This window comes from Desulfovibrio mangrovi (genome assembly GCF_026230175.1).
In the GTDB taxonomy this organism is placed as follows: Bacteria; Desulfobacterota; Desulfovibrionia; order Desulfovibrionales; family Desulfovibrionaceae; genus Halodesulfovibrio; species Halodesulfovibrio mangrovi.
In genome coordinates, this window is sequence record NZ_CP104208.1 from 1,650,785 (window position 1) to 1,676,956 (window position 26,172).

Here is a 26,172-nt window from a genome sequence, read left to right on the forward strand (position 1 = left end):
GTTCATCAGGCAGGATCACAAACTTTCGCCCATGCGTTCATGAGATCCGCCAGAGGGCGGTGCATGGAAACAGTCATTACGAAGAAATTCTGCACAAAACGTGCTGCATGACCTACAAGATCAGCACGACCGACAGGACGGGCAGAACAGGCAGGACGGGCACCATTGACATGACCGTCTAATTGGGAGGCAGAATCAGCACGTCGGATTCGGATTCGGAAACTTTCATGGCCTTGGTTTCGGCCGAGGTCAACACCTCACCGGTCTCAAGAACACGGGCGAGCACCCCTGAAAGCTGTCGCAAATCCAGCGGCTTGGTAAGAAAAGCATTCATCCCCGCTTCAAGGCAGGCATCTTCATTTTCCTTGCCGGCAAAGGCAGTCAGCGCAACAATGGGCACAGCGGAAAACGCCTCGCCGCACCTGCCGGAACGTATCGCTCTGGCGACATCCAGGCCATTCATCTCCGGCATCTGCAGATCCAACACAATACAATCGAATGCCTCTTCATCAAGTAACCCGAACACTTCCACACCGTTCTCAGCGTAGGCGACCACGCCGCCATAGAGCTCAAGCCACCTGCCAATCACCACTCGATTGATACCGTCATCATCCGCAACAATGATCCTTACTCCGGATAGTATCGGAGCAAGGTCAGCCCGCCGCAACATCTGGCTGGTGGGATTGTCCTCCCTGCCCGCCCGATAAGAAGTATCCTGCACGCCATGCGCCTCATCCGTACCGGATACGATATCTGCAACCATCGTACGAACCAAATCCGCATCACGCTCAACAGGACTCCACCGAAGCGGTATAGCCAGAACCAATTCATCCCAGTCTCCACACACCTCAACCGAAAGGGTCCCCTTGAGGTTTCCGGCAATGCGTGAAGCCAGAACAAGGCCATAGGTGCCGGCACACTCGAACGCACCACACTCGCCGCCTATGGCTTTGCGGGCGCAGGCCGCCCATTCACGGGAGTAATCGGACGCCACCCCGACAACAAATTCAGTCATGCGAGTGCCATCCGCCATGACGCGCGGCTCCTTCGGCTGCCGCAACTCGAATCGTACGTCAGCGTTTTCCAGCAGCCTGGCGGCATACCCCACCATATTAAACAGCATTTTCCGCAATTTGGGAGCTGGGCCTATGAGCATTTCCGGAAACTCAGCGCCGATGCGCGCGGTAAGCTTTCCGCCTTTCAGAGACATTTCCGCTGCAAAGCTGTTGAGTATGGTCTGCATCATGTCGTCTACGACAAAGGGTCTGAGCAGATCTCTCTGCCCCTCACCACTCCCTGCCGACGCTGATGCGAGCAACGCATAGTCCAGCAGATCATCCATGAACTGCATGAGTCCCTCGCCGGACTCGCGGGACATGCGCACATACCGCCGTTGCAGATCGCTGAGGGGGGTTTCTTCCAGTAGCTGCAACATCCCCATCATACCTTGCAGGGGAGTTCTGAGCTCTTCGCTGATGTTCCCAAAAAAACTCTCGGTAGCGTGCACGGCTTCATCTTTAGCCAGCCTTACACGGCTGAGACAGGCTTCCACTTCCCTGTAGCCGGAGACGTCACGGATGATGGAAAGGGCATAGAGCCGACCTGCTGCAGAGAGAAATCTTGTATGCGCCTGCACATCAAGAACAGCCCCATCCTTTCGACGCACCTTGCTCTCTACCAGCCCCTCCGCAAACAATACGCCGGAGCCGGAGTCCGCAACATCAACCTCAAGCCTTGCGGAATCCAGTCCTGCAAGCTCGCTGTCAGAATAGCCCAACGAAGCCACCGCGGCCTGATTGAACTCTTCGATTCTTCCCGTAGACAAATTGACCAGAAAGATAAGGTCTGAAGCCCTCTCAAAAATCTCGCGATACCGCAATTCCCCCTCTCGCAGCCGTTCCGCGGACACCTTGCGCTCATGAATGTCAACCACATACGCCATGAGGCTCCCCAGAACACCGACATCAGAACGCTCGGCGATCACGGTCAACGAAGCCCAAAGGGGAATTCCGCTCTTATGGGCAAACCGTTTCTCAACATTAATCCTGTCCACCTCGCCGGCAAACAGTTTGTGCATTTCAAGACGGGTATCCTCTGCATCATCCTGATACAGCAGGTCACGCAGGCTCCTGCCCTCCAATTCTTCTCTGGCATATCCGAGGAAGCGCGCAAAGGCCGGATTGACCGAAGCAACAGTCATGTTGTTATTCAACAAAGCAATGCCACCGGGGGCCTGATCAAATATCAGGCCGAAATTCTTCAGTGTATCGCGCAGCAGTTGGTCCTTGGCATTTCTCTCCGTAACATCGCGAAACGTCACGGCAACCAGCGCCAACTCGCCGCTCTGGCGTGGAATAGGAAACAAAGACAACCGGAGAATCCGTCCCCCATGATCATGCAGGGCATCCGCCACTTCGCCGGAAGTCGCAACCCTTCGCAAGGAACGCAGCCTGCGCTCACGGTCATCTTCGCCAAACAACCTGACGAAACCGGACTGCCCCGCTCCATACTTCAGATCGCTGAACACCCGGTCAGCAGCCTTGTTACCCAGAATGCAGTCTCCTTCTGCAGAAACGAGCATCATGGCATCCGTAGAGGCATTCAGCAACGAACGGAACATGGCGTGCCGCTCCCTGCTCAAGCGCCGATGGTAACCGAACCAGAATACAAGCCCCCCGGTCAGAAACCCCACCGCGCAAACCGCCAAAATCCAGCCAAGGGGAATAGCCCTCTCTGCTCCCCCACCATCAAGAAACCATTTGTCCACCAGCTTGTGATATGGAGGACTGTCCACAAACTGTTGCACCTGCTTCTCCAATCTGCCCAGCACCGCATCCTGTCCAACCGCAACGGCAAGAGCATAGCGTTGCTGCAACAACCTTCCGCCAAGCGTTGCAATCCGGTTATCAAGTCCCATCCTGTTGATGTGGAAACGGACAGCGGCATCAGGATGAATGATGGCGTCGACCTGACCGGACAAAAGCATGAAGATCAGCTGCTCCACCCCGCCAGCCTCACGTATCAGCACTCCGGCCAGTTCCCGGGCAATGACCAGCCCCACGCCGGAACGAACCACGCCGACCTTTCTTCCCTGAAGGTCTGCAATGCTGCTCATGAATCTGGAATCGGCCAGCACAAAGAGAGTCACATCATCCACTCGAAGCGGTGAAGAGAAAATGGCAACCTTCCGGTATTCTTCACGAATAGGCAGGAGAGGCACCGCCTGAATCCGACCTGCCGCAAGCTCCTGCAACACTGCCGCCATATCGGGATAACGCCGGACGACAAGAGAATACCCCGCTGCATCTGCAATATACGCCATGCTTTCCATGGCAAAGCCGGATGAATTCATATCCAGCGCGACGTAGTCCGGAGCCAGCACTTCCGGAATGCCTATGACCAAAGGCTCTGCCACGGGAGAGCGGTCTTCAGCCTTCGCCGCCTGTGCACGCCACGGCGCCGGAATGCCGGAATACGGCAATCCCCACGTACAGAGGAAAGTTATTATCAGAACCATGTTGAATGCCAGCGTGCGCATAACGTTTCCGCCCTCAATTTCGTATCCGCGGATTACAAGCCCAGACACAAAACGAAAGATCTGGTCACCCTTCGCTACGCAAAGAGTACAGCCCCCTATCCCACCATAAGCCATATACCGACACACAGAGCAACCCCATTATAGCAACCCGATAAAGCCTTACACTTGCCTCTTGACCACGGGATAATGCGCATTATCTTTGCAACGGTCATGCGTCATGGCCATCTCAACCATCAGAATTTATTGCTCAAGGAGACGCTAAGCATGTCGCAGACGTTCGAATTCAAGACCGAAGTGCGCAAACTGCTGCACATCATCACCCACTCGCTCTATACCAACCGCGAGATCTTCCTGCGGGAGCTCGTTTCCAACGCCTCTGACGCACTGGACAAGCTGAGATTCGCACAGGCAAAAGGTGAGGCCGTGAACGCCCCCGAGCTTGAACTGGGCATCGACATCAGCATCGACAAGGACGGCAAGATCATCACCATCCGCGACACCGGCATCGGCATGACGCACGATGAACTGGTGGACAACCTCGGCACCATTGCCCGTTCCGGCTCCGAACGCTTCCTCAAAGAGCTGGCCGATAAGAACGAAGACCCCGGCAACATCATCGGACGTTTCGGCGTGGGCTTCTATTCGGTTTTCATGATTGCGGACAAGGTGGAGGTCACCACCAAGAGTGCGCGTGGCGATGAAAAGGCTTTTACCTGGATCTCAGACGGTCTCGGTTCCTTCGAGATCGTTCCCTGCGAAGAAGGCGCACCGGAACGCGGCACCGTCATCACCATCCACGTAAAGGACGATGCGGACGAGTTTCTGGAAAAGTTCCGCCTGCAGAGCATCCTGAAAAAGCATTCCAGCTTCATCCCCTTCCCCATCCAGCTGGAAGGCGAACGGGTGAACACCACGCCCGCCCTGTGGCGCGAGCCCAAGAGCTCCATTTCCAAGGAACAGTACAAGGAGTTCTACACCCACCTTACCTTTGATGAAGCAGAGCCCATGGATACCCTGCACATCTCGGTGGACGCTCCCGTGCAGTTCAACTGTCTTGCCTTCATTCCCAACATGGCAAGGGACGTTTTCGGATTCGACCGCGAACGTTACGGCCTTGACCTCTACGTACGTCGCGTGCTCATCCAGCACGAGAACAAGGATCTCATTCCCGAGTACCTTTCCTTCCTCAAAGGCGTGGTAGATACCGAAGACCTGCCCCTGAACATCTCCCGCGAGACGCTGCAAGAAAACGCTCTCATCCGTAAAATTCAGCAGACCGTGACCAAGCAGGTGCTGAACCATCTTGAGAAGCTGGCCAAGAACGACGCAGATGCCTACGAGCGCTTCTGGAACACCCACGGCAAGGTCTTCCGCGTCGGCTACAGCGACTACGCCAACCGCGAAAAGTTCACCCAGCTGCTGCGCTTCAATTCCTCGCATCATGAGGACAAGGACGGCCTGACCTCCGTGGACGCGTACATTGAACGCGCCAAGCCGGAACAGAAGGCAGTGTACTACATCACCGCCCCCAGCCGCGAAGCCGCCAAGCTCAATCCGCATCTGGAAATCTTCACCCGCAAGGGGCTGGAAGTGCTGTTCCTGTTCGAACCCGTGGACGAGTTCGTCATGGACAACCTGCACAAGTACAAGGAATTCGAGTTCGTGGCCGCTGAGACCGTGAAGCCCGAAACGCTGGATGCCTTCCCCGACATGGAGAAGGAGAAGAAAGCGGAAGAGCTTTCCGAAGGAGATGCCAAGACCTTTGACGGTCTGGTCGAACGCATGAAGGAGATTCTGGGCGACCGCGTCACCGATGTACGCATTTCCAAGCGCCTTTCCGGCTCACCTGCGGTGCTGGCAAGCACTGATGGCGCAACCTCTTCCATGGACCGCCTCATGCGCATTCTGAACAAGGATGAATCCATTCCGAAGAAGGTGCTGGAAATCAACCGCGACCACGCCATCCTCCGCAATCTGCTGCGCATTTTCAAGGCGGACGGCAATGATCCCATTATCGAAGAAACCGTGGTGCAGCTTTTCGAATCCTCCCTGCTGCTCGAAGGCTACCTCAAGGATCCGCACGCGCTTGTGGGCCGCATCAACACCCTGCTGGAGAAAGCCAGCGGCTGGTATACCGAAGTCAAAAAGCTGTAGCAGACAGCCGGACATGACAAACACGAAGGGGCGGGTTTAAAACCCGCCCCTTTTCGTGGACAACGTTGTGTTGCTTCATGCTCATCGCTGAGACGCAGAATCCTCCGTCGGCGGGAAAGCGCGACCTGACCCGCCGACGGCGGTTCTGCTCAGTGAATCGTCATCCCGCCCTCTTGCCGGAGAGGTGGCTTTCGCCTCCGGGAATGACACAATGTATAAACCGGATCAGACCGGATAATAGCTCTGCAGTCCGCCGCAGATTCAAACCGGAACACACGGACGGAACAAACACATTAGTACCGCATACAGGAAATCACGTCCAGATTTGTCGAATTTTCCCACTTCCCTCTCTTCGCCATACGAAGGAAGTTGCGTTTCATTATGTCTCCAACCGTTTTTTTTTGCACTATTTTTCTCGCCATTCACCCCGTCGGACCGCCTGCGGAAAATTGGTCAAACCGCCAGAATACTGTAAATTGGTCCAACCCATCAGCACCACTTCCCGTCCTGAAAGTAACGATACATGCTCTGCCAGCATCGCCAGTTGCCATGCCCCGGTGACACATCATTTACCTTTCAAGACATAGAAAAAGGCCGGTCAAGACCGGCCTTTTGTTTCACCAAAGCACCTGTGCGAATTACCGCTTCAGTTCTCAATTATCAGCGGATTGCGCCTGCATCTCGGCAATGATCGTCTTCAGTTCAGCCGCCCTCCGGGCAAGCTCCTGAACGGCCAATGCGGATTCATGCATGGCAAGAGCATTTTCTTCAGCAGAATGGGAAATGTGCTCCGTAGATGCCACAATCTCGTCGCTGGCCGCAGACTGCTGCTCTGCCGCCGCTGCAATATCACGCACATGGTCGGCAGTTCGCTCTACGAAATGTACGATCTCTTCCAGCACGTTGCCCGACGCAGCAGCAAGCTCCGCATTCTCCTTGATGGCGTTGGCCGCATTCTCTGAAGACCCCCTGCTCTTGTGGGTGCTTTCCTGAATGCTGCTGATGGCGGTGGTCACTTCCTTGGTGGCCTGCATGGTCTTTTCCGCAAGCTTGCGCACCTCATCCGCCACCACGGCAAAACCGCGTCCGTACTCACCGGCACGGGCTGCCTCGATGGCTGCGTTCAGGGCAAGCAGGTTGGTCTGATCCGCAATGTCGTTGATTACACCAATCACGGCACCAATGCTCTCTGCCTGCTCGCCCAGCATGTCCATATCATCCTTGAGACGGATGGCATCTCCATACACGCGTTCGGTCAGCTTGCGGGATTCATCAACCACACGTGCGCCTTCCTGCGCCTTGGAGCGCGCCGAATCCGCAAGGCTGGCTGCATTGCCTGCGCCCTTGGCTACCTCCACCACGGAAGCGTTCATCTGCTCCATGGAAAGAGAAACCTCACGGGTGCGTTCCTGCTGGGCGCGGCTTGTGGCGGCGGACTGTTCCACCTGTGCGGAGAGTTCCTCCGCAGCAGCAGCAAGGCCATTGGAGATGTCAGTAGCCTCCGCGGCGGAACGCGAAATCATCTCGTTATGAGCACAGATTTCGGCTTCCTTCTGCTTCAGGGCGGTCATGTCCAGATACAGGCAAAACCCGCCGATGCATTTGCCGCCCATGTCATACAGGGGATACACATTGGCAAGCACGTGGCGAACCCCGCCCTTGTGTCCCTTGACACTCACCTCAAGGTTCTGGAAGACCTTGCCGCTTTCAATGGACTGCCCCACTGCAGTTTTACGCGAGGGGTCGTTATAGAAAATATCTGCAAGAGTCCGTCCGTACTGACGCTCCGGCGGGCCGTCTATTTCCAGCATATCCATGCACGCGTTGTTGGTATACAGGGCACGTTCCTTGGTATCCACAAGAAGGAAAGGCGTAGGCAACCCTTCGATAATCCCCTTCTTAATTCCCATTTCCTTGAGAAAGGCCGTAGCCAGCGCTTGAACGGACTTAGCAAGGCTGTCGCCTTCCTCCACGCTCAGTGTCGCGGAAAAATCACCGCCCGTCATGGCGGCAGCATACGCCTCCATCTTCTTCAAGGCACCGCTTGCCTGTTTCAATCCGTACAGGGCGCCCCCCATGCACGCTACCGCAAACAACGCCGTAACAGGCAACCAGAAGCCTGTTGCGCCTCCTGTCAAGAACGCGGCAACAACCATGAGAATGACACCGCACGCTCCCGCCCCAAGCACCAGCGTGATAAATCGCTCGCTCTTCATACTCTTTACACTCTCCACTATAGGCCAGTTCAAAAGAACAATCGGATAGACGGTAAAACCTACCGCACGAACTGCTTTCGAGTCCAGTATATCGATATAATGCAGAATCGGCAGAAGACAAAAACGCAATAGGGACGTGTAAAATATTGGTAAATTGGCAATTCTGGCGGGCGCAAAATCGGTCCAACCAATAGAGCAGCAATTGGCTGTAGCAGAATCGGGTAAAGGGAAAAGAAGAAAAGAGAGGAAGGGGGAGAAAAGGAAAAGCCCGCCGCTGCGGGGGCAGCGGCGGGCACCAACCATGCTTCAACGTCACAACCGCAAATGAAAAGACCCTAGCCCAAAGTCTTCTCCGCGATCATGCGAAACTGTTTGAGTCCCTTTGAGTCATGCCTGAACTCACTGGAAGGGCATTTGACGCACGTTTCGCCATAGCGGCGATACAACATGGCTGCCTTGCCGTGGGAAATATTCTTCCCGCCTCCGGTTACCACATTCCCGGAAGGGGTAAATTCCATTCCCATGCTCCTAGCCACATCAAAAAACCTGACAGCAAACTCATCTGGCTTCATCGGGGAACCTCCGTAGCTCAAAGGGGTTTTTGCAGTTCAGCATGATGGCCGTCCACGATGGAACGGTAACGTACTCAATGCCTCAAACCCTCTCCGAAACCAGTCCGACCCACAGATTAGGTTTCGAACAGGAACGAGGACTTCTCCAGCACAGGTATAAACTCATAATCAAATGACTACGTCAAGAGAATCAAAATAGGTTGAACACACAATTCAAGCGATTCGTTTCGTCGCACAACTGCAACATCCCTGAACGGCTAACACATAAGAGTTTAAACCTTTCAAGAAACTCATCAGACACACAAGCTATGAGTTTTACTCTCAATTCGACAAGTTACGAGAATCTTCCGGCCTCCAACCTATGAAGAATCTTCAAAATCGGAAGGCGCTCAAAAAAAAAACCAACAAAAATTCATTTTTTATGTTGACCAGCTAATAATAATCGTTACTATTAGAACCAAGAAGAGCAGACAGCTCTCCCTTCACAAGGCATGCACCGTCTTGATCGGGGCCGGGGTGTGGCAGCCCGGTCCCGATAACAAGACAACATCGGGAAGAACACGGCACATAACGCCGGATAAATATTTCAGCCAACCAAGGAGGATGATATGGGTCTTCTTTCTCAGTTCGGTCACCTGGATATAGATTGGAACCTCAGCCCTGAACATGCAGTGACCATGTATCTGGAATGGGGGAACAACGACTGGCATGCGGAATATCCGCCTGTACGGTCCAAGGCCGACTACTCAACATACTTTGTGGTTGATATGTGGGGAGAAAAGCCCGTCGTCCGCCTGGTTCGCCGCAACTCCGAGGCAGCGGAAGAGCTGGTAACCATTCCGCTCCCCAATCGCCTGGCAAACAAGCTTCTTGAAGAATTCGGCGACCTCAAGTGTATTATGGAACCCACCAAGGAAATCAAGGCTTGGCTCAGAAAGGAGCTTGGACACGATTAGCCCTTGCAGCGTCAGTAACAACACTCCATTGCACCCCATGTGGCTCTCATGAAAATAGCGCCCGCACCGGTATCGGGACCGGGGCGGGCGCTCCTCTTTTGCCATGTGAACTGCAGGTCGGCGCAATTAACGGGCGGCAAGCCTCTGTGCCAGCCGCGTATACCGCTTCTGCATCTTGTTGTTCTTTACCGCCATGGTCAGCGCCTTGGGGGCTCCCACAAGAATGACCAGTTTCTTGCCTCTGGTAACGCCCGTGTAAATAAGATTGCGTTGCAGCAAAACATAGTGCTGCGTCAGCACTGGGATAACCACTGCGGGGTATTCCGACCCCTGCGACTTGTGGATGGAAATGGCATAGGCGGGCACAAGCTCGTCCAGCTCGTTGAAGGCGTAGATGACGTTCTTCTCGTCATCGAACCTGACGGTGATTTCCTTTTCCTTGGGATTCACCACGCAGACACGTCCGATGTCACCGTTGAAGACATCCTTGTCGTAGTTGTTGCGGATCTGCATGACCTTGTCATCCAGCCGAAACTCGCGCTCTCCCCGCTTGAGAAGCTCCCCTCTGGGATTCAGGGCCTGCTGCAGCAGCAGGTTGAGATTACCCGCACCGGCCGATCCCTTGTGCATGGGGGTAAGCACCTGAATGTCATTGAACCTGTCCATGCCGAACCGGCGGGGGATATGGTTCTTCACCAGATCCACTATCATGGCGGCGCAACGGTCCGGCTCATCCTGCCTGATGAAATAGAAATCCGTAAGCTGGTCCTTGGAGGCTTCCAGATACGGCACCTCGCCGCAGTTGATCTTGTGCGCGTTGGTAATGATGTCCGATTCCTGCGCCTGACGGAATACCTCCGTCAGTTCCACCACATCCACCACACCGGATGAAATGACATCCCGCAGCACGTTGCCCGGTCCGACGGAAGGCAACTGGTGCACGTCCCCCACGAAGATGACCGTGGCCCCCAGCGGCACAGCCTTGAGCAGGTGGAACATGAGCATGGTGTCCATCATGGACGCCTCGTCCACCACCAGCAGGCCGCAGGCAAGGGGATTATCCTCGTTGCGCTGGAAGCCGTCTTCCCGCGGAGAATACTCCAGCAGACGGTGAATGGTCTTCGCCTCCTCGCCGGAGGTCTCGAACATGCGCTTGGCGGCCCGCCCCGTCGGGGCACAGAGCAGCACTCTGGCCTTGAGGGAACGGAACACCTTGATGATGGCATTGGTGATGGTGGTTTTACCGGTACCGGGTCCCCCGGTCAGCACCATGACCTTGGCGCGCGCGGCAGTACGCACAGCCTCAAGCTGAGCCTCGGCAAGCTTTATGCCGAGATCGCCCACCACCTTGTCCACCACTTCGTCCGAGCGGGGAATCTCCACAGACTTGGGCGACCCCAGCAGCCTGCGCAGATACGTGGAAATACCGGCTTCGTAGGCATGAAAACGAGTGAGATACACAGCCTCGTCGTCGCCTTCCAACGGTTCCAGCACCACCCGCTCTTCACGCTTCAGGGCATGAATGGCATCCTCAATGAGATCGTACTGGATATCCAGCTCGGCAGCGGTCTTGGCCACCAGCTTCTCAAGGGGATAATAGACGTGCCCTTCCTCGGTGATTTTCTTGAGGGTATACAGGGTACCAGCTTCGGCCCGCAGGGGGGAATCCTTCTCAAAGCCCAGCTTGCGCGCCACGGCGTCTGCAGTAAGGAAGCCTATGCCATGGATGTCCATGGCAAGACGGTAGGGATTCTCCTGCACCACGGTCAGGGCATGCTTGCCATAGAAGCGATAGATGCGCACGGCATAGGCCGTGGACACCCCGTGCGGCTGCAGGAACATGATCAGATCGCGGATGCCGCGATGCTCGCTCCACCCCTCCTGCACGGCTTCGGCCGTTTTCTTGCCGATGCCCTCCACCTCCAGCAGGCGCTCAGGCTCATGATCCAGCACATGGAAGGTCTTTTCACCAAACGCCGCAACAATGCGTTCCGCCGTCTTGGGCCCCACTCCGTGAATGAGGCCGGATCCCAGATAATGCCGGATGCCCTCCACATGTGCAGGCAGCACGGTCTGGTGCCGTTGCATGTGCAGCTGCCTGCCGAAACGGGGATTATTGACCCAGTCGCCCCAGATTTCGAGAGAAACGCCGGGTTGCGGATCGGCCATGTGCCCCACAACGGCCACACTGTCGCCCGTGGAAGTCTTGAGGCTGAAAACGGTGTAGCCGTTCTCCTCGTTATGAAAGACCACCCGCTCCAGCGAGCCTTTCAAGGCCACCGGCGCGGTCTGGTCCTCAGCCTCTCCGGAGGCATCGAGTAAGGATTTCTGCTGCATGCGGGTCATGTACCGGCAGACGGCCTACAGGTCAAACTCGTCCAGCTCCATGAGGCCGGAAAGCGGCGACAGGGTCTGGCGGGCCTGCATGAGCATAAGGTCAGCCAGCACGAGACAGACCATAGACTTGAGCACCGGTACCACACGGGGAATGGCACAAATGTCGTGCCTGCCGCCGATGCGGATGGTACGTTCCTCGCCCTGCCGTGTTGTGGTCGTCTGTTCCTTGGCTATGGAAGGAATGGGCTTGATGGCCGCACGGGCCACAACGGGCATGCCGTTGGAAATGCCGCCCAGAATGCCGCCAGCATGGTTGGAGACAAAGGCATTCTCCCGCATGGGATCGTTGTTCTCGCTGCCACGCATGCGCGCCGCACCGAATCCGCTGCCTATTTCCACACCTTTCACCGCGCCCACGCTCATCAGGGCATAAGCAAGAAGAGCGTCCAGCTTGTCGAACACCGGCTCGCCAAGCCCTGCGGGAACACCAAGGGCTTCTATCTGCACAATGCCACCGAGGGTGTCGCCATCGGATTTCACATCATGCACAAGGCTTTCCCAGCCGCTTATCACGTCGGGATCGGGGGAAAAGAACGGTCTGTCCTGCGCTCCCTCGGGGTCAACAACATCCGCCCTTATACCGCCTAGTTCCACGGTGTAAGCGCGAACAGTCACGCCCTGCGCAGCCAGAAACTGCTGGGCAATGGCACCGCCGGCAACACGGCTCACGGTCTCTCGGCCGGAAGAACGGCCACCACCGCGATAGTCGCGGAAGCCGAACTTGCGGTCAAAGGTATAGTCCGCATGGCCCGGACGCCACACATGCATGATTTCGCTGTAGTCGTGGGAACGCTGGTCTGTATTCTCGACCATGAATCCGATGGGGGTGCCGGTCGTCCGGCCCTCAAACACGCCGGACAGGATGCGCACCCTGTCCGCCTCCTTGCGCGCGGTGGCTGCAAGGCCACCCTGACCGGGCTTGCGCTTGTCCAGCTCGCGCTGGATATCCTCTTCGCTCAGTTCGATACCGGAAGGACACCCGTCCACCACGCCGCCAAGGGCGGGACCGTGGGATTCACCAAATGTCGTCAGCCGGAACATCCGGCCGAAGGTGCTGCCGCTCATACACATTCTCCTGAAGGGTTGTTGGCGATACGTCCGCTCGTACACGGGGCCGAACGGGGCGGACATGAATCACACATGGTTCTTTCTGCATAGCCAACATGCGCGGCATAACGGAACAAGACCCCGGCTCCGGAAACCGGAACCGGAAAAGAAGGACAGCCGGAGGCATTCCGCCTCCGGCCATTCAGATGCTATTATCTAGCGCACCACGGTAACGGGGCACGCGGCAATCTGCAGCACCCTGTGGGTGGTGCTGCCGACCAGCAGGCCTTCCAGCTCGGAGTGCCCGCGCGATCCCATGACAATGAGATCACACTTTTCAAAATCAGCCAGTTCGATGATGGCATCTTCAATGGGACCTTCCATGATCTTGTCTATGAAAGGCACCTTTGCGGCGCGCAGCATCTCGCGGAAGGGATTGAGCAACTCATCGGAGCGCTTGGTCAGGCTTTCCTTGGCCTGGTCGTAGGCCTCAGAACTGAGCATGGGCGGAACCTGCATGCGACAGTTGAGCAGGACAATTTCCGCGCCGACCAGCTTGGAAAAATCAGCGGCATATCTGGTGGCCTTGAGGGAATACTCGGAACCGTCCACTGGAACCAGAATCTTTTTGATCTGCATGGCGAAACTCCTTGAGTCATGAGCAGAACAGAATACCACAGTACATGGGAAACACTTGTTCCATCACTATATAACTACGGAATTTCGCCCTTTTCAAGCACTTGCATGACGGAAGCCACAATTTCTCCCACCGGCTGGGTGGCATCCTCCAGCATATGCGCAGCAGCGGCATACATGGGAGCCCGCTCCCTGAGCACTTCCGCCACCTCATCCGCAACGCTTTTTCCCGTCAAAGAGGGGCGCTGGGCATGCAACGGATCAACACTCAGCCGCTCGGCAAGGACATCTGCAGAGGCTGTCAGCAGCACGACCAGTCCGCTTTCACGCATAAGATCTCGGTTCTGTGCACGGAGCACCATGCCACCACCAGTTGCGATCACAATGGCATCTTCACCACTCAGGGCGCGCAGGGCTGCTGTTTCCATATCGCGAAAAGCATCCCAGCCCCGCCGCTCCACTATGTCGGCAATGGCGCAACCGGCGCCACGGACGACCACCTCGTCCGTATCCGTGAACCGCCACCCCAATGCTTCGGCCAACGCCTTGCCCACTGTTGTCTTGCCGCAGGCTCTCGGTCCCACCAGATATATGCGTCGGGTCTGCATGTTACGCTCCTTGATTCCCGTAATGACTGCCCTATAACCTACGCGCATACGCCACAGCCTGCAACATGCAGGCTCCCGTGGGGAGCAGTACGGCTCCCTCAAGCAAGGCAAAAAACATGAACGAGCCCCTTACCCCACCCTTTTGCCCCGCCGTTTTTAATGCTACAAGCGGCTTGATTCCAACAGACATGCGCCTTTCAAGGAGCTTCAATGCACTTCAAAAACAGCACTTTTTCACGTCTGGCCTGCCTTGCCCTCGTCTGCATCATGCTTGCGGCCTGCGCCAAGCGCCCGACGACGGAATATACCCCCCTGTCCGAAAGCAAGGGGAACAGCATTGCCAAACAAATCGATATCACCAAGCAGGGGTTGACCTCATGGAACGACCTTGCCCCCGCTCTGGACAACTCCATTGCCTTCGTCAGCAAGAAACCGGCCTCCGGCATTGCCCTGCAACGCGACATTCTCACCGTTACGTGGGGCGAGCTTCGTGCCGGCCTGCTGCTCATGCGCAACCTGCTGCCGCAACTGGATGCCGACCCCACCCTTCTGGGCAGGCACTTCAGGTTCATCCAAATCACGCAGGACCCCAAATTCACCAGCTATTACGAGCCCGCCATAGAAGCGGACCTCAGCCCGTCCAGCGTCTATGCCTATCCCATTTATGCGCAGCCGGATGATCTGCAGTCCGTGAACCTCACGCAGTTTCACCCCAGATTCAAGGGGCAGACCCTGTACTACCGTATCGAGAACGGCAAGGTGGTTCCCTACTTCCATCGTGAAGACATAGATTCCGATAAGAAGCTCGCGAACAAGGGACTGGAAATTGCGTGGGCCAAAGACCCCGTGGACATCTTCTTCCTGCAGGTGCAGGGCTCAGGCAGACTCATCCTGCCTGACGGCCAGGAAAAGCATGTGCTCTATGCAGGCAAGAACGGTCACCAGTATGTTTCTCTGGGACGCGTGATGAAAGAAGCCGGACTTCTTGATCCTGACAATGTCAGCATGCAGTCCATCCGCGATTATCTGAACAAGAACCCGCACAAGATGCAGGAACTCCTGAACACCAATCCCAGCTACGTCTTCTTCAGGCTCGCGGACAAGGGCCCCATAGGTGCCATCAATCAGGCACTGACAGCCCGGGTATCTCTGGCCACAGACCCGCAGCTGCTGCCCCTTGGCGGCCTGCTGGCCTTCACGGTTCCGTTGCCGGAAAAAGGCCCTGAAGGCGCATTCCGTCAGGGCAGTCCGTTCACGGGCATTGGTCTCGCGCAGGATACGGGCGGAGCCATCAAGGGACATCGTCTGGATTTCTTCAGCGGCTATGGCGATGAGGCCACATGGGTTGCCGGCCACATGAACACACCCGGCAGCGTCTGGCTCATGCTGCCCCGCATCCCGTAAGAGGAGGCCTCATGAACACCCAAAAGCCGCATACCATACTCGTACTGGACGATGATCCGGTAGTCCGCAGCACCATGGCGGCCTTCCTTGAGGATGAAGGCTATGTGGTACTGGAGGCGGACAGTGGCGAAAGCGGTCTTGAGGTGTTCCGCTGTGCGCACCCCGACGCCATCCTTCTGGACTGGCGGCTGCCCGGCATGTCGGGCGGAGAGGTACTCAGCCGCATGTGCGAAGAGGCCCCCACCACCCCCGTTATCATCGTCTCCGGCACCGACAGGATGAACGATGTCGTGGACGCCCTGAAACGCGGCGCGTGGGATTTTCTCACCAAACCACTCAGGGAATTCAGCGAACTGTCCGCATCCATCCAACGGTGCCTCGAGCGTGCACGGCTACTGCGGGAAGAAGGCCTGAGACGGGAGAATCTTGAACAACAGGTTCGCAAGCGTACGGAAGCGCTGGAAGAAGCCAACGCCATGCTTCGCAGACAGATTGCTGAGCGCATTGAATTTGAAAAGGCACTTGCCGACAGCGAAGAACGCTTTCGTCAGTTAGTGGAAAATGTCCGTGAAGTCTTCTTCGTCCGTGACATGAATACCGGAGCCTTTCTGTACGTAAGTCCGGCATACGCGGAAGTATGGGGCCGGTCGTGCGCCTCGCTCTACTCCGACCCCGAAGGGCTGTTCTCTACAGTACATGCCGAGGATCAGGAAAAGTTCGTACAAGCGTGGGACCTGCTTCAAAAGGCCCACAAACCCTTTGACGTGGAACACCGCATCGTACGTCCCGACAACACGCTGCGCTGGATTCGCGGCAGGGCCTTTCCGGTCGAGGATGACCGCGGCGTGCCCTACCGCATCGTGGGCATTGCCGACGACATCACCAACCGCAAGACAAGTGAAGAAAAGATTCGCAGCTCCCTGAAAGAAAAAGAAACTCTGCTCAAGGAAGTGCATCACCGGGTAAAGAACAACCTGCAGCTGGTTTCCAGCCTGCTTAATCTGCAGGCTTCCTACATCAGGACACCGGAAGACAGGGAACTCTTTCTCGAATCACAGAACCGTATCCATTCCATGACGCTGGTTCATGAAGAGCTCTATCGATCGGATGACCTGGCCTGCGTGGAATTCAGCGACTACCTGCCCAAGCTCACACAGAAGCTCATTTCAGTCTTCTCCATGGGCAAGGACATCCGACTGGTAACGGATATTCAACCCATATTCTTCCCCGTCGATACCGCCATTCCCTGCGGGCTCATCGTCAACGAGCTCTTTTCCAACGCACTGAAACACGCGTTCAAAGGCCGCGACGAAGGCATTGTCTGCCTTTCTGTCAAACGCGATCAGGACAACATCAAGATTATCGTCAGGGATAACGGGATCGGTTTTCCGCTGGATTACGAGCCGGATGCAGCGCGCACGCTGGGCATGCAACTCGTACATTCGCTGGTGGACCAGCTCGGCGCCTTTCTGGATATAGAGGTCGACACAGGCACCACCTTTACCATCACCTTCCACGCGCCCAACCGCTGCACGTTGGTAAGCTGACAGGCAGACCCGGCTGAGGAGTTACAGAAACCTCTTGGCCAATTCCAGCAGTTGCGGACCGCTGTCCACTTCCGCAAGACCGCAACACCCTTCCTCAGAGAATTCGCTGCAGGGCAGAAACTCAAGCCCTTCTCTATGGATGATGAATGGCACTGCTCCACATTCATGCGTCCGCGTCTGCGAAGAAGTCCGATGGTCACAGGTGACCACGAACACGGCATCCGGCAACGCGGCTTTGAGCGGAGCAAGCAAATCCCTGTCAAAAGCTTCCAGAGCCCGCCTTTTCCCCTCGGCATCACCGCCATGAGCGCAATGATCCGGCGCTTCCACATGAATAAAGGCCGCATCACCGCCACTCTCGAGAAAATCGATGGCCGCCTTGGCCTTCGCCCCAAGATCAGTATCCGGCAACCCCGTAAAAGCAGGGTTATCGACAACCGTCATACCCGCCGCACGACCAAGCCCACGAAGCAGTGAAACCCCTGTAATCATGCAGGTATACAGTTCGTGCAACGCGGAGAACTGTGGAAGATATGGCATGGGCCCCTGCCCCCATAACCAGACACGGTCCGGTGCCGAGGCATCATCCAAGGCGATACGGTTCATTGAACGAAGTGCCTGCTGCAAAGCAGGCGGATAGGTTTGCAGAATAGGCAATACGCTCTGGCCCAACAGCGTATGGGGACCGGGAAAACGCATACTCGCTTCCGGCTTGGCCGCAGCGCCGCGCTGGACAAGAATATGCCGGTAGGCCTCATTGGGCAGAACAAGAAACTCTCCACCGGTTACCGTTTCAAGTTCGGCAGACATGGCAGCGATAAGGGATCTTGCCTGCTCGTCGAAAATACCCCCGCCATGGGCATCGCGCATGATGCATTCCGGTCCTTCAGTACAGACAAGGGAGAGACGCCAGACAAGGTCGTCGGGAGAAATGGCAAATGCATCACTCGCAGCAGCCATCCCCAACAGTTCGATGGGGCCCCTTCCCGTGTGATACCTGAGCGGGTCGTAACCCATGAGGGCCATGTTCCCAACATCGGAATCGGGCGGCAGGAGATCAGGAATAACATGACAAAGGCCCGCCACAGAGTGGCGGGCCATGCTATCAAGTATCGGCATTTTCGCAGCCCGCAACGGCGTCATCCCTCCGGCGCAATATGCCGGAACATCCGCCATGCCGTCCGCGATGCAGTACACCAGTTTGCGCACTACAGAATCCTGTAATAGACGGGTTCCTGCACGACAAGGCCCTTGGCCTTCATGCCTTCAACGGCAGCCTTGACCGCACGGGCCGTGGCCTCGTGGGTAAGGAAGACGACAGGCACTTCTGCCGCGCCCTTTTCCTTCTGGATGGCCTGCGCAATAGAGATGTCCTGCTCTGCCAGCGCACCGGCGAGGTCTCGCAACACCCCGGGCACGTCGCGTACGATGACCCGGAAGTAGTACTTTGAACAGGCGTCGTCGGGAGACATGATATTCGCCAGCGGCGGAACCTGCCGCACAAATCCCGTATTATTCGGGTGTGCGCCGCGCGCCACGCTGAGAATATCGCCAAGCACCGCGCTTGCAGTGGGCAGATCGCCCGCTCCGGGTCCGTGCAGGAAGATGGGCCCGCAGGCGTTCCCTTCCAAACGAACCGCGTTGTACGCTCCTCCCACCCGCGCGATCAGGTAGGTATGATGCACCAGCGTGGGGAAAACCCCCGCTTCGATCTTGCCATCCACGGACTGCACCTGTCCCACCAGCTTGACCCTGTAGCCGAACTCACGGGCGAATTCAATGTCTTCAGGCTCAACCTTGGACACGCCAACCACAGGCAGCTCCTCAAAGGGATAGTTCACGCCGAAGGCAAGACGGGTCAGCAGGCACAACTTGTGCGCCGCATCCAGCCCTTCGATATCCAGCGTGGGGTCCGCCTCGGCATAGCCCAGTTCCTGCGCCTGCTTGAGTGCGGTGGCGAAATCCAGCTTGTTGGAGGTCATCTCCGAAAGGATGTAGTTCGCCGTGCCGTTCAGGATACCTACAAGGCGCTGAATCCGGTTGCCCGCAAGGTTTTCCTTCAGGGTGTCCAGAATCGGGATGGCGCCGCAAACGCTGGCTTCGTACTTGAGATGCACTCCATATTCTGCCGCAAGTTCGAAAAGCTCCAGCCCCTGCTCCGCCAGCAGCGCCTTGTTAGCCGTCACCACATGCTTTCCGGCACGAATGGCGGCCGCAATCAACTTTTTGGGCGCTTCAATCCCGCCCATCAACTCGACCAGCACGTCCACTTCGGGATCGTTCAGCAGGGCTTCATGATCATCCGTCAACTGCGCACCCGCAGGCACGGGAAAATTGCGAGGCTTATTCAGATCACGTACGAGAATGGATTTGATCACTACCTCGCTGCCGGAGCGCTCGATGATCCAATCCCTGTTCTCTTCAATAACCTTGGCAAGTCCAGTGCCCACAGTGCCGTATCCGGCAAGGGCAAGGACCAACCGCTTCTTTCCGTTAGACACAGACGTCGCCTCCTGCATTCAGCAGCTTCTTGATGCCGCGGCATGCCTGATTGGTGCGATGCTCGTTCTCGATAAGTGCGAAGCGCACATGGTCGTCACCAAAGTGCCCGAAACCGAGGCCCGGAGAAACAGCGACCTTGGATTCCGTCAGCAGCAGTTTGGAGAATTCCACGGAACCGAGATGACGGAACTCTTCGGGAATCTGGGCCCACACAAACATGGTCGCCTTGGGCGGCGGCACATCCCAACCTGCACGGCTCAGTCCTTCAATCAGCGCGTCGCGACGGTTCTGGTAAACCTGCACGATGTTGCGAACGCAATCGCTGGGACCGTTCAGAGCCACGGTTGCGGCGATCTGAATGGGCTGGAAGATACCATAGTCGAGATATGACTTGATGCGGGTCAGCGCGTACACGAGGTCGCGGTTGCCCACGCAGAAGCCCACACGCCAGCCGGCCATGGAGTAGCTCTTGGACATGGAATAGAACTCTACGCCCACATCCTTTGCGCCGTTTGCTTCCATGAAGCTCGGCGGCTTGTAGCCGTCAAAGCCAAGGTCTGCGTACGCCATGTCGTGAATGACATACATCTTGTGTTCCTTGGCAAAATCCACAACCTTCTGGAAGAATTCGGGAGCCGCCAGCTCCGTAGTGGGGTTGTGCGGATAGCTGATCATCAGCACCTTGGGCTGAGGCCAGGTCTGCTTGGTCGCCGCCAGCAGATCTTCAAAAAAGTCACGTCCCTTGCCGATGGGAATGCGGCGCACGTCAGCGCCCGCAATAATCGCGGCATAGGTGTGAATGGGATAGGTCGGGTCCGGTGCGAAAACGACATCACCGGGCGAAAGCATGGCCAGCGCGAGGTGCGAAAGGCCTTCCTTTGCGCCCATGGTCACCACGCATTCCTTATCAGGATCAAGATACACCCCGTAGTTGCGCTGGTACCAGTCACACATGGCCTTGCGCAGGTTGGGGATACCGCGAGATACGGAATACCGATGGTTGATGCCTTTGGCCGCCGCCTCAGTCATTTTATCCACGATGTGCTGAGGGGTGGGGATATCGGGGTTTCCCATGCCCATATCCACGATGTCGATGTTCTGACGACGCAGCTGCATCTTGAGCTCGCCGACAACAGCAAAGACATAGGGGGGCAGACGGTGCATACGCGGAAATTCTTGCATAGCCTTGGCATCCTCCAATGACAATTTAAAATAGACGCGTACACTATCGCGCCGCGTGCACGCTGTCAAAGAGACAGTTAGGGTTGGAGGCGAATAAATAGCAAGGCGATGGTGAAAAGATCATAATATGAAAATATTTTGATCAATTCACCCAAGAAATACCGCCTTAATCAAGTCTAATCGTCATTGAAAAAAATGAAATCTATTAGTTCAGTGAGTTAAGCTGAAATCATGAGCGACGATTTCAGCATCGACACGTCCTAGCGCAGTTTAGCCACCCCATTCGAAAAACACAAAATTAGCCGTTATTTCATGCAATTCTACCCAGAAAGCGCTATATCGGGCGATTCCACCAAGGCGAGCGCCATACCGTATCATCCAACCCCACGGTCCTGCCAGGCGGAGGGCACGATACATGGACACTTTGTGCCTTTGCCGCCTCTAGACATCGCACCAAAGGCTCATGCCAATCATGCAAGGCCAGATTAAAGGTGGCATAGTGGATAGGTATCAACACTCCCCCTTCCAAATCCTTATGCACCTTAACAGCCTGTTCCGGTGTAAGGTGTACATCCTTCCAATACCGGCTGTAGGCTCCTATAGGGAGCATCGTGACATCAAAGGGTCCCAGTCGCTCTGCGATTTCGCTGAAACCGTCAAAGTATCCGGTATCGCCACCAAAGAATACCTTGTGGCTGCTGTCTGAAATGCCCCAACTCGCCCAAAGGGAGGCGTATCTGTCTGCAAGTCCACGGCCCGAGTAGTGACGGGCGGGGGTAGCCGTCAGGGTAATCCCCCCTATGGTGAAATCTTCCCACCAGCGTAATTCATGAATTCGTTCTGCAGATACACCCCATCGCCTCAAAATACGCCCTACCCCGGAAGGAACAACAAACGCTGCGCCCGTACGCCGTAAGGCTCGTATGGTCGTGCGGTCCAGATGGTCATAGTGGTCATGGGATATAAGAACCACGTCGATGTCGGGAAGATCCGATACGCCGCATGGCACATCATGTAATCGCGCCGGTCCCCAGAGACCCGTGGGAGACGCCCGATGTGAAAGGACGGGGTCTGTCAGTATAGCCATACCCGACATCTGGATAAGCATGGTGTTCCAACCCAGCCATGTGAATGCGGGGTCCATGTTTGCAGCAAAAGAGTCACGAGTTCGGTACTCCACAGGCACCTTTTGCTCAGGTACACGCTTCTCATTGCCACAGAGCAGACGATGTACAATTCGCGTGGCATCTTTCGCGCTGAACCAGACCTTGGTGGGCAGACTATTCTCGAAACGAGATTGCGAGATGGAGTTTTGTTTAGCCATGCGAAGATAGTTAAGGACATCCGGGGGATTGGCAATGTTATTCGATGAATAGGCATGAATAAATGACAAGAGCCGAAGGAAAACGCTTCACCTCTACAATCGGATGAAACAAGATCTTCCACTGCTCATACCGCAACCCGATGCTATCGAGGTTTACCATGGGATTACAAGTAGACAGTGCCACCCCAGACACATTCAAGGGGAAAGCGAAGAAAGGAAAATGCCCCTGCTCCCCTCACAAAACGTGAGGCCGATTGGAAGCGCTTCGCTTCCACGGCGGGAGGGGTGCCCTTTCAGCGGACTGCTAGGGCGAGGCAGGGGAGTCCAGAGAGGCCTTGCTAAGGGCGGGAAACGCCCGGCTGAGGCCCCTCTGGTCGCCGGAGGCAGCAACGGGTATGACGAGCCAAGACTCAATGTAGTCGATGAAAGCCTTACCAAGTCAGCACAGACCAAGGCCCACGTCTCTCAAGTTAAAATGATGAAAGAAAAATCCCCCCCTACTTCCCTCCACAAACGTGTGGCCGATTGGAAGCGCCTCGCTTCCACGGCGGGATGGGTGCTCTTTCAACGGCCAGCCGGGGCGAGGCAGGGGTAGTCCAGAGGGGGCCTTGCTAAGGGGCGGTACGCCCCGGCTGAGGCCCCGCTCTGGTCCCGCTGAAGGCGGCAACGGGCAAAGCTAGCTAAGGCGTAATGTAGTCGGTGAAAGCCTACTCTAGATAATACTTACCAAGGCCCAGTTCACAATACATGACAAAGGTAAAAGTAATAGGAAGGGATAAGAAGAAAGGATGGAAGGATGAGGCACTACCCCCAAAACAGAAAAACTCCGGCCCTCATCGGTTACCGGAGTTTTTCGTCTTGGAAATAAGTCTTGGCGGCGGCCTACTTTCCCACCAGCTCCCTGGCAGTATCATCGGCGATGGCGGGCTTAACTTCCGAGTTCGGAATGGGATCGGGTGTACCCCCGCCTCCATGGCCACCAAGACAAAGTTCTCGGGTCTGCGTCTGTCGGGAAGGCGAACGGTATTTACCCCGTTGCCACATCGGCGACTTGACCCAAAATTTGAATCAAATAGGGAGGAAAGGAAGATTTTAGTAGAAAAATAAGGCGCACGGACTATTAGTACCGGTAAGCTGAATGCATCGCTGCACTTACACCTCCGGCCTATCAACCAGGTGGTCTACCTGGGTCCTTTAGCTCTTGCGAGAGGGAGACCTTATCTCAAGGCAGGCTTCACGCTTAGATGCTTTCAGCGTTTATCCCTTCCGAACGTAGCTACCCTGCTATGCCGTTGGCACGACAACAGGTCCACTAGAGGTTCGTCCACCCCGGTCCTCTCGTACTAGGGGCAGGCCCTTTCAAGTCTCCTACGCCCACAGCAGATAGGGACCAAACTGTCTCACGACGTTTTAAACCCAGCTCGCGTACCACTTTAAACGGCGAACAGCCGTACCCTTGGGACCTGCTTCAGCCCCAGGATGTGATGAGCCGACATCGAGGTGCCAAACCGCGCCGTCGATGTGAACTCTTGGGCGCGATCAGCCTGTTATCCCCGGCGTACCTTTTATCCAATGAGCGATGGCCCTTCCACTCGGAACCACCGGATCACTAACACCGACTTTCGTCCCTGCTCGACATGTCTGTCTTGCAGTCAAGCTCCCTTATGCGTTTGCACTCAACGGCTGGTTTCCAATCAGCCTGAGGGAACCTTTGCATGCCTCCGTTACTCTTTAGGAGGCGACCGCCCCAGTCAAACTACCCACCAGACACTGTCTCCGAGCCGGATAACGGCGTCGGATTAGAGCCTTAGATTGGCAAGGGTGGTATTTCAAGGATGGCTCCACACACACTGGCGTGCACGCTTCAAAGCCTCCCACCTATCCTACACATGCCAACCCAAAACCCAATGTCAAGCTATAGTAAAGGTGCACAGGGTCTTTCCGTCTTGCTGCGGGTACACGGCATTTTCACCGCGACTTCAATTTCACCGAGTCTCTGGTTGAGACAGTGCGGAGATCGTTACACCATTCGTGCAGGTCGGAACTTACCCGACAAGGAATTTCGCTACCTTAGGACCGTTATAGTTACGGCCGCCGTTTACCGGGGCTTCGATTCAAAGCTTCGCTTGCGCTGACCTCTCCTCTTAACCTTCCGGCACCGGGCAGGTGTCAGTCCCTATACATCGTCTTACGACTTAGCAGAGACCTATGTTTTTAGTAAACAGTCGCCACCGCCATTTCTCTGCGGCTCTTCAGTGCTGTACGAGTAAATCAGACACACTAAAGAGCACCCCTTATCCCGAAGTTACGGGGTCATTTTGCCGAGTTCCTTAACCAGAGTTCTCTCGAGCGCCTTGGATTACTCATCCCGCCCACCTGAGTTGGTTTGCGGTACGGTCTGCGTGAACTAAACTTAGAAGCTTTTCTTGGAAGCATGGACTCGGCAGCTTACGGCCATACGGCCACCGCATCGTGTCTCAGCCATAAGGAAGACGGATTTGCCTATCTTCCAAGCCTACACACTTGCACCAGCTAATCCAACAGCTGGCCTGCGTATCCTTCTCCGTCCCTCCATCGCACATTCACACAGGTACGGGAATATTAACCCGTTTCCCATCGGTTACGCATTTCTGCCTCACCTTAGGGGCCGACTAACCCCGGGAAGATTACCTTTACCCGGGAAACCTTGGGCTTACGGCGAACAGGTTTTTCACCTGTTTTATCGTTACTCATGTCAGCATAATCACTTCTCTACCGTCCAGTTAGCCTTACGACACACCTTCAACCAGTAGAGAACGCTCTCCTACCACTTGATAAATCAAGTCCGAAGCTTCGGTACCATGCTTAGCCCCGTTACATTTTCGGCGCAGAATCTCTAGACCAGTGAGCTATTACGCTTTCTTTAAAGGATGGCTGCTTCTAAGCCAACCTCCTGGCTGTCTGTGAAATTCCACCACCTTTTCCACTGAGCATGGATTTGGAGACCTTAGCTGTCGGTCTGGGCTCTTTCCCTCTCGACTACGGCCCTTCTCAGTCGCAGTCTGACTCCCGAGGAGCATTTATGCGGTATTCGGAGTTTGATAGGGTTTGGTAAGCTGGTGAGCCCCCTAGCCCTGTCAGTGCTCTACCCCCGCTAAACTCCCTCGAGGCTATACCTCAATATATTTCGGAGAGAACCAGCTATCACCGGGTTTGATTGGCCTTTCACCCCTATCCACAAGTCATCCAAATCGTTTTCAACCGATACTGGTTCGGTCCTCCACTCAGTTTTACCTGAGCTTCAACCTGCTCATAGATAGATCACCCGGTTTCGGGTCTACTCCACAGTACTTGTCGCCCTTATCAGACTCGCTTTCGCTACGGCTCCACTTTCGCTTAACCTTGCACTGTAGAGTAACTCGCTGACTCATTATGCAAAAGGCACGCGGTCACATCTCAAGGATGCTCCCACAGCTTGTAGGCAAATGGTTTCAGGTTCTATTTCACTCCCCTAACAGGGGTTCTTTTCACCTTTCCCTCACGGTACTGGTACACTATCGGTCGCCAGAGAGTACTTAGCCTTGGAAGATGGTCCTCCCAGATTCCCACGGGGTTTCACGTGTCCCGCAGTACTCAGGTACGGCCTACGCTGTGTTCAACTTCAGGTACGGGGCTTTCACCCTCTATGGCCGAGCTTCCCAGCTCGTTCCCCTATTTACTAACAGATCGATGATGGCCGCCCTACAACCCCGACTGGTCGAAACCAGCCGGTTTGGGCTAATCCCCGTTCGCTCGCCGCTACTGAGGGAGTCTCGTTTGATTTCTTCTCCTCCGGGTACTGAGATGTTTCACTTCCCCGGGTTCGCCTCCAAGAGCCTATGTATTCAGCTCAAGGATAACCGGACATGACTCCGGTTGGGTTTCCCCATTCAGAGATCAGCGGATCAAAGGATGTTTGGCTCCTCCCCGCTGCTTATCGCAGCCTACCACGTCTTTCATCGCCTTCTGGCACCAAGGCATCCACCAAATGCCCTTAATAACTTATTTTTCTTAGACTTCCTTTCCGTCCCTATCGATTGTCAATGAGCAGAGGCACAAAAGCCTCAGCCA

The 26,172-nt window shown here is 55.7% G+C and carries 15 protein-coding genes and 2 rRNA genes; 4 read left to right on the forward strand and 13 right to left on the reverse strand.

From position 1 onward, the window contains the following. Positions 1-178: 178 nt before the first annotated feature. Positions 179-3,538, reverse strand: a complete 3,360-nt coding sequence (locus N1030_RS07700) for a PAS domain S-box protein (protein WP_265828683.1) — start codon at positions 3,536-3,538, stop codon at positions 179-181. A gap of 264 nt (positions 3,539-3,802) precedes the next feature. On the opposite strand from N1030_RS07700, the gene htpG reads away from it, so the two are divergent. Beyond that, the gene (htpG, locus tag N1030_RS07705; protein ID WP_265828684.1) at positions 3,803-5,692 is read left to right on the forward strand and encodes a molecular chaperone HtpG; all 1,890 of its coding nucleotides are present in this window, start codon (positions 3,803-3,805) and stop codon (positions 5,690-5,692) included. A 653-nt stretch (positions 5,693-6,345) separates the two neighbouring features. Here the strand turns inward: htpG and N1030_RS07710 are convergent. Together N1030_RS07710 and N1030_RS07715 are read right to left on the reverse strand one after the other, a co-directional pair. Next, a complete protein-coding gene (locus tag N1030_RS07710) occupies positions 6,346-7,908 on the reverse strand; it encodes a methyl-accepting chemotaxis protein (RefSeq protein WP_265828685.1) in 1,563 nt (520 codons plus the stop codon). A gap of 335 nt (positions 7,909-8,243) precedes the next feature. Further along, positions 8,244-8,426, reverse strand: a complete 183-nt coding sequence (locus N1030_RS07715; RefSeq protein WP_265828686.1) for a hypothetical protein — start codon at positions 8,424-8,426, stop codon at positions 8,244-8,246. A gap of 662 nt (positions 8,427-9,088) precedes the next feature. Between N1030_RS07715 and N1030_RS07720 the strand changes: the two genes are divergently transcribed. After that, the gene (locus N1030_RS07720) at positions 9,089-9,436 is read left to right on the forward strand and encodes a DVU0772 family protein (protein ID WP_265828687.1); all 348 of its coding nucleotides are present in this window, start codon (positions 9,089-9,091) and stop codon (positions 9,434-9,436) included. Between the two features lie 126 nt (positions 9,437-9,562). Here the strand turns inward: N1030_RS07720 and recD2 are convergent, their stop codons facing one another. The 4 genes from recD2 to aroL form a co-directional block, all read right to left on the reverse strand. Beyond that, positions 9,563-11,773 (reverse strand): SF1B family DNA helicase RecD2, encoded by a 2,211-nt coding sequence (gene recD2, locus N1030_RS07725; protein WP_265828689.1) that lies wholly within the window; start codon positions 11,771-11,773, stop codon positions 9,563-9,565. Positions 11,774-11,797: 24 nt separating this feature from the next. Then, entirely contained in the window at positions 11,798-12,898 is a 1,101-nt protein-coding gene (gene aroC, locus N1030_RS07730; RefSeq protein ID WP_265828690.1) for a chorismate synthase, read from the reverse strand. Positions 12,899-13,096: 198 nt separating this feature from the next. Beyond that, positions 13,097-13,519, reverse strand: a complete 423-nt coding sequence (locus N1030_RS07735) for a universal stress protein (protein WP_265828691.1) — start codon at positions 13,517-13,519, stop codon at positions 13,097-13,099. A 74-nt stretch (positions 13,520-13,593) separates the two neighbouring features. Next, entirely contained in the window at positions 13,594-14,124 is a 531-nt protein-coding gene (gene aroL, locus N1030_RS07740) for a shikimate kinase AroL (RefSeq protein WP_265828692.1), read from the reverse strand. A gap of 210 nt (positions 14,125-14,334) precedes the next feature. Between aroL and mltA the strand changes: the two genes are divergently transcribed. Next, positions 14,335-15,528, forward strand: a complete 1,194-nt coding sequence (gene mltA / locus N1030_RS07745) for a murein transglycosylase A (protein ID WP_265828693.1) — start codon at positions 14,335-14,337, stop codon at positions 15,526-15,528. 11 nt (positions 15,529-15,539) lie between these two features. Continuing rightward, positions 15,540-17,075, forward strand: coding sequence for a sensor histidine kinase (locus tag N1030_RS07750; RefSeq protein ID WP_265828694.1), 1,536 nt, complete (start codon positions 15,540-15,542; stop codon positions 17,073-17,075). 21 nt (positions 17,076-17,096) lie between these two features. Here the strand turns inward: N1030_RS07750 and N1030_RS07755 are convergent, their stop codons facing one another. The 6 genes from N1030_RS07755 to N1030_RS07775 form a co-directional block, all read right to left on the reverse strand. Further along, entirely contained in the window at positions 17,097-18,284 is a 1,188-nt protein-coding gene (locus N1030_RS07755) for a BPG-independent phosphoglycerate mutase family protein (RefSeq protein ID WP_265828695.1), read from the reverse strand. Beyond that, positions 18,284-19,594 (reverse strand): homoserine dehydrogenase, encoded by a 1,311-nt coding sequence (locus tag N1030_RS07760; RefSeq protein ID WP_265828696.1) that lies wholly within the window; start codon positions 19,592-19,594, stop codon positions 18,284-18,286. Before N1030_RS07760 ends, N1030_RS07755 begins: the two co-directional genes overlap by 1 nt. After that, positions 19,569-20,759 carry an aminotransferase class I/II-fold pyridoxal phosphate-dependent enzyme gene (locus tag N1030_RS07765; protein ID WP_265828697.1) on the reverse strand — a complete coding sequence of 397 codons (1,191 nt, stop codon included), beginning with the start codon at positions 20,757-20,759 and terminating at the stop codon, positions 19,569-19,571. The genes N1030_RS07760 and N1030_RS07765 overlap by 26 nt, the downstream gene beginning before the upstream one ends. A gap of 334 nt (positions 20,760-21,093) precedes the next feature. Further along, positions 21,094-22,083 carry an MBL fold metallo-hydrolase gene (locus N1030_RS17705; protein WP_420842832.1) on the reverse strand — a complete coding sequence of 330 codons (990 nt, stop codon included), beginning with the start codon at positions 22,081-22,083 and terminating at the stop codon, positions 21,094-21,096. Between the two features lie 869 nt (positions 22,084-22,952). Then, positions 22,953-23,067: ribosomal RNA gene (rrf, locus tag N1030_RS07770) — 5S ribosomal RNA — on the reverse strand. Positions 23,068-23,182: 115 nt separating this feature from the next. Continuing rightward, positions 23,183-26,109, reverse strand: a 23S ribosomal RNA gene (locus N1030_RS07775). Positions 26,110-26,172 lie beyond the last annotated feature (63 nt).

What these genes read in the sequence shown, in the direction of transcription:
- N1030_RS07700 (WP_265828683.1), bottom strand. Translation starts at nt 3,538, where the DNA reads ATGCGCACGCTGGCATTCAACATGGTTCTGATAATAACTTTCCTCTGT.
- htpG (WP_265828684.1), top strand. Translation starts at nt 3,803, where the DNA reads ATGTCGCAGACGTTCGAATTCAAGACCGAAGTGCGCAAACTGCTGCAC.
- N1030_RS07710 (WP_265828685.1), bottom strand. Translation starts at nt 7,908, where the DNA reads ATGAAGAGCGAGCGATTTATCACGCTGGTGCTTGGGGCGGGAGCGTGC.
- N1030_RS07715 (WP_265828686.1), bottom strand. Translation starts at nt 8,426, where the DNA reads ATGGAATTTACCCCTTCCGGGAATGTGGTAACCGGAGGCGGGAAGAAT.
- N1030_RS07720 (WP_265828687.1), top strand. Translation starts at nt 9,089, where the DNA reads ATGGGTCTTCTTTCTCAGTTCGGTCACCTGGATATAGATTGGAACCTC.
- recD2 (WP_265828689.1), bottom strand. Translation starts at nt 11,773, where the DNA reads ATGCAGCAGAAATCCTTACTCGATGCCTCCGGAGAGGCTGAGGACCAG.
- aroC (WP_265828690.1), bottom strand. Translation starts at nt 12,898, where the DNA reads ATGAGCGGCAGCACCTTCGGCCGGATGTTCCGGCTGACGACATTTGGT.
- N1030_RS07735 (WP_265828691.1), bottom strand. Translation starts at nt 13,519, where the DNA reads ATGCAGATCAAAAAGATTCTGGTTCCAGTGGACGGTTCCGAGTATTCC.
- aroL (WP_265828692.1), bottom strand. Translation starts at nt 14,124, where the DNA reads ATGCAGACCCGACGCATATATCTGGTGGGACCGAGAGCCTGCGGCAAG.
- mltA (WP_265828693.1), top strand. Translation starts at nt 14,335, where the DNA reads ATGCACTTCAAAAACAGCACTTTTTCACGTCTGGCCTGCCTTGCCCTC.
- N1030_RS07750 (WP_265828694.1), top strand. Translation starts at nt 15,540, where the DNA reads ATGAACACCCAAAAGCCGCATACCATACTCGTACTGGACGATGATCCG.
- N1030_RS07760 (WP_265828696.1), bottom strand. Translation starts at nt 19,594, where the DNA reads ATGCAGGAGGCGACGTCTGTGTCTAACGGAAAGAAGCGGTTGGTCCTT.
- N1030_RS07765 (WP_265828697.1), bottom strand. Translation starts at nt 20,759, where the DNA reads ATGCAAGAATTTCCGCGTATGCACCGTCTGCCCCCCTATGTCTTTGCT.
- N1030_RS17705 (WP_420842832.1), bottom strand. Translation starts at nt 22,083, where the DNA reads ATGGCTAAACAAAACTCCATCTCGCAATCTCGTTTCGAGAATAGTCTG.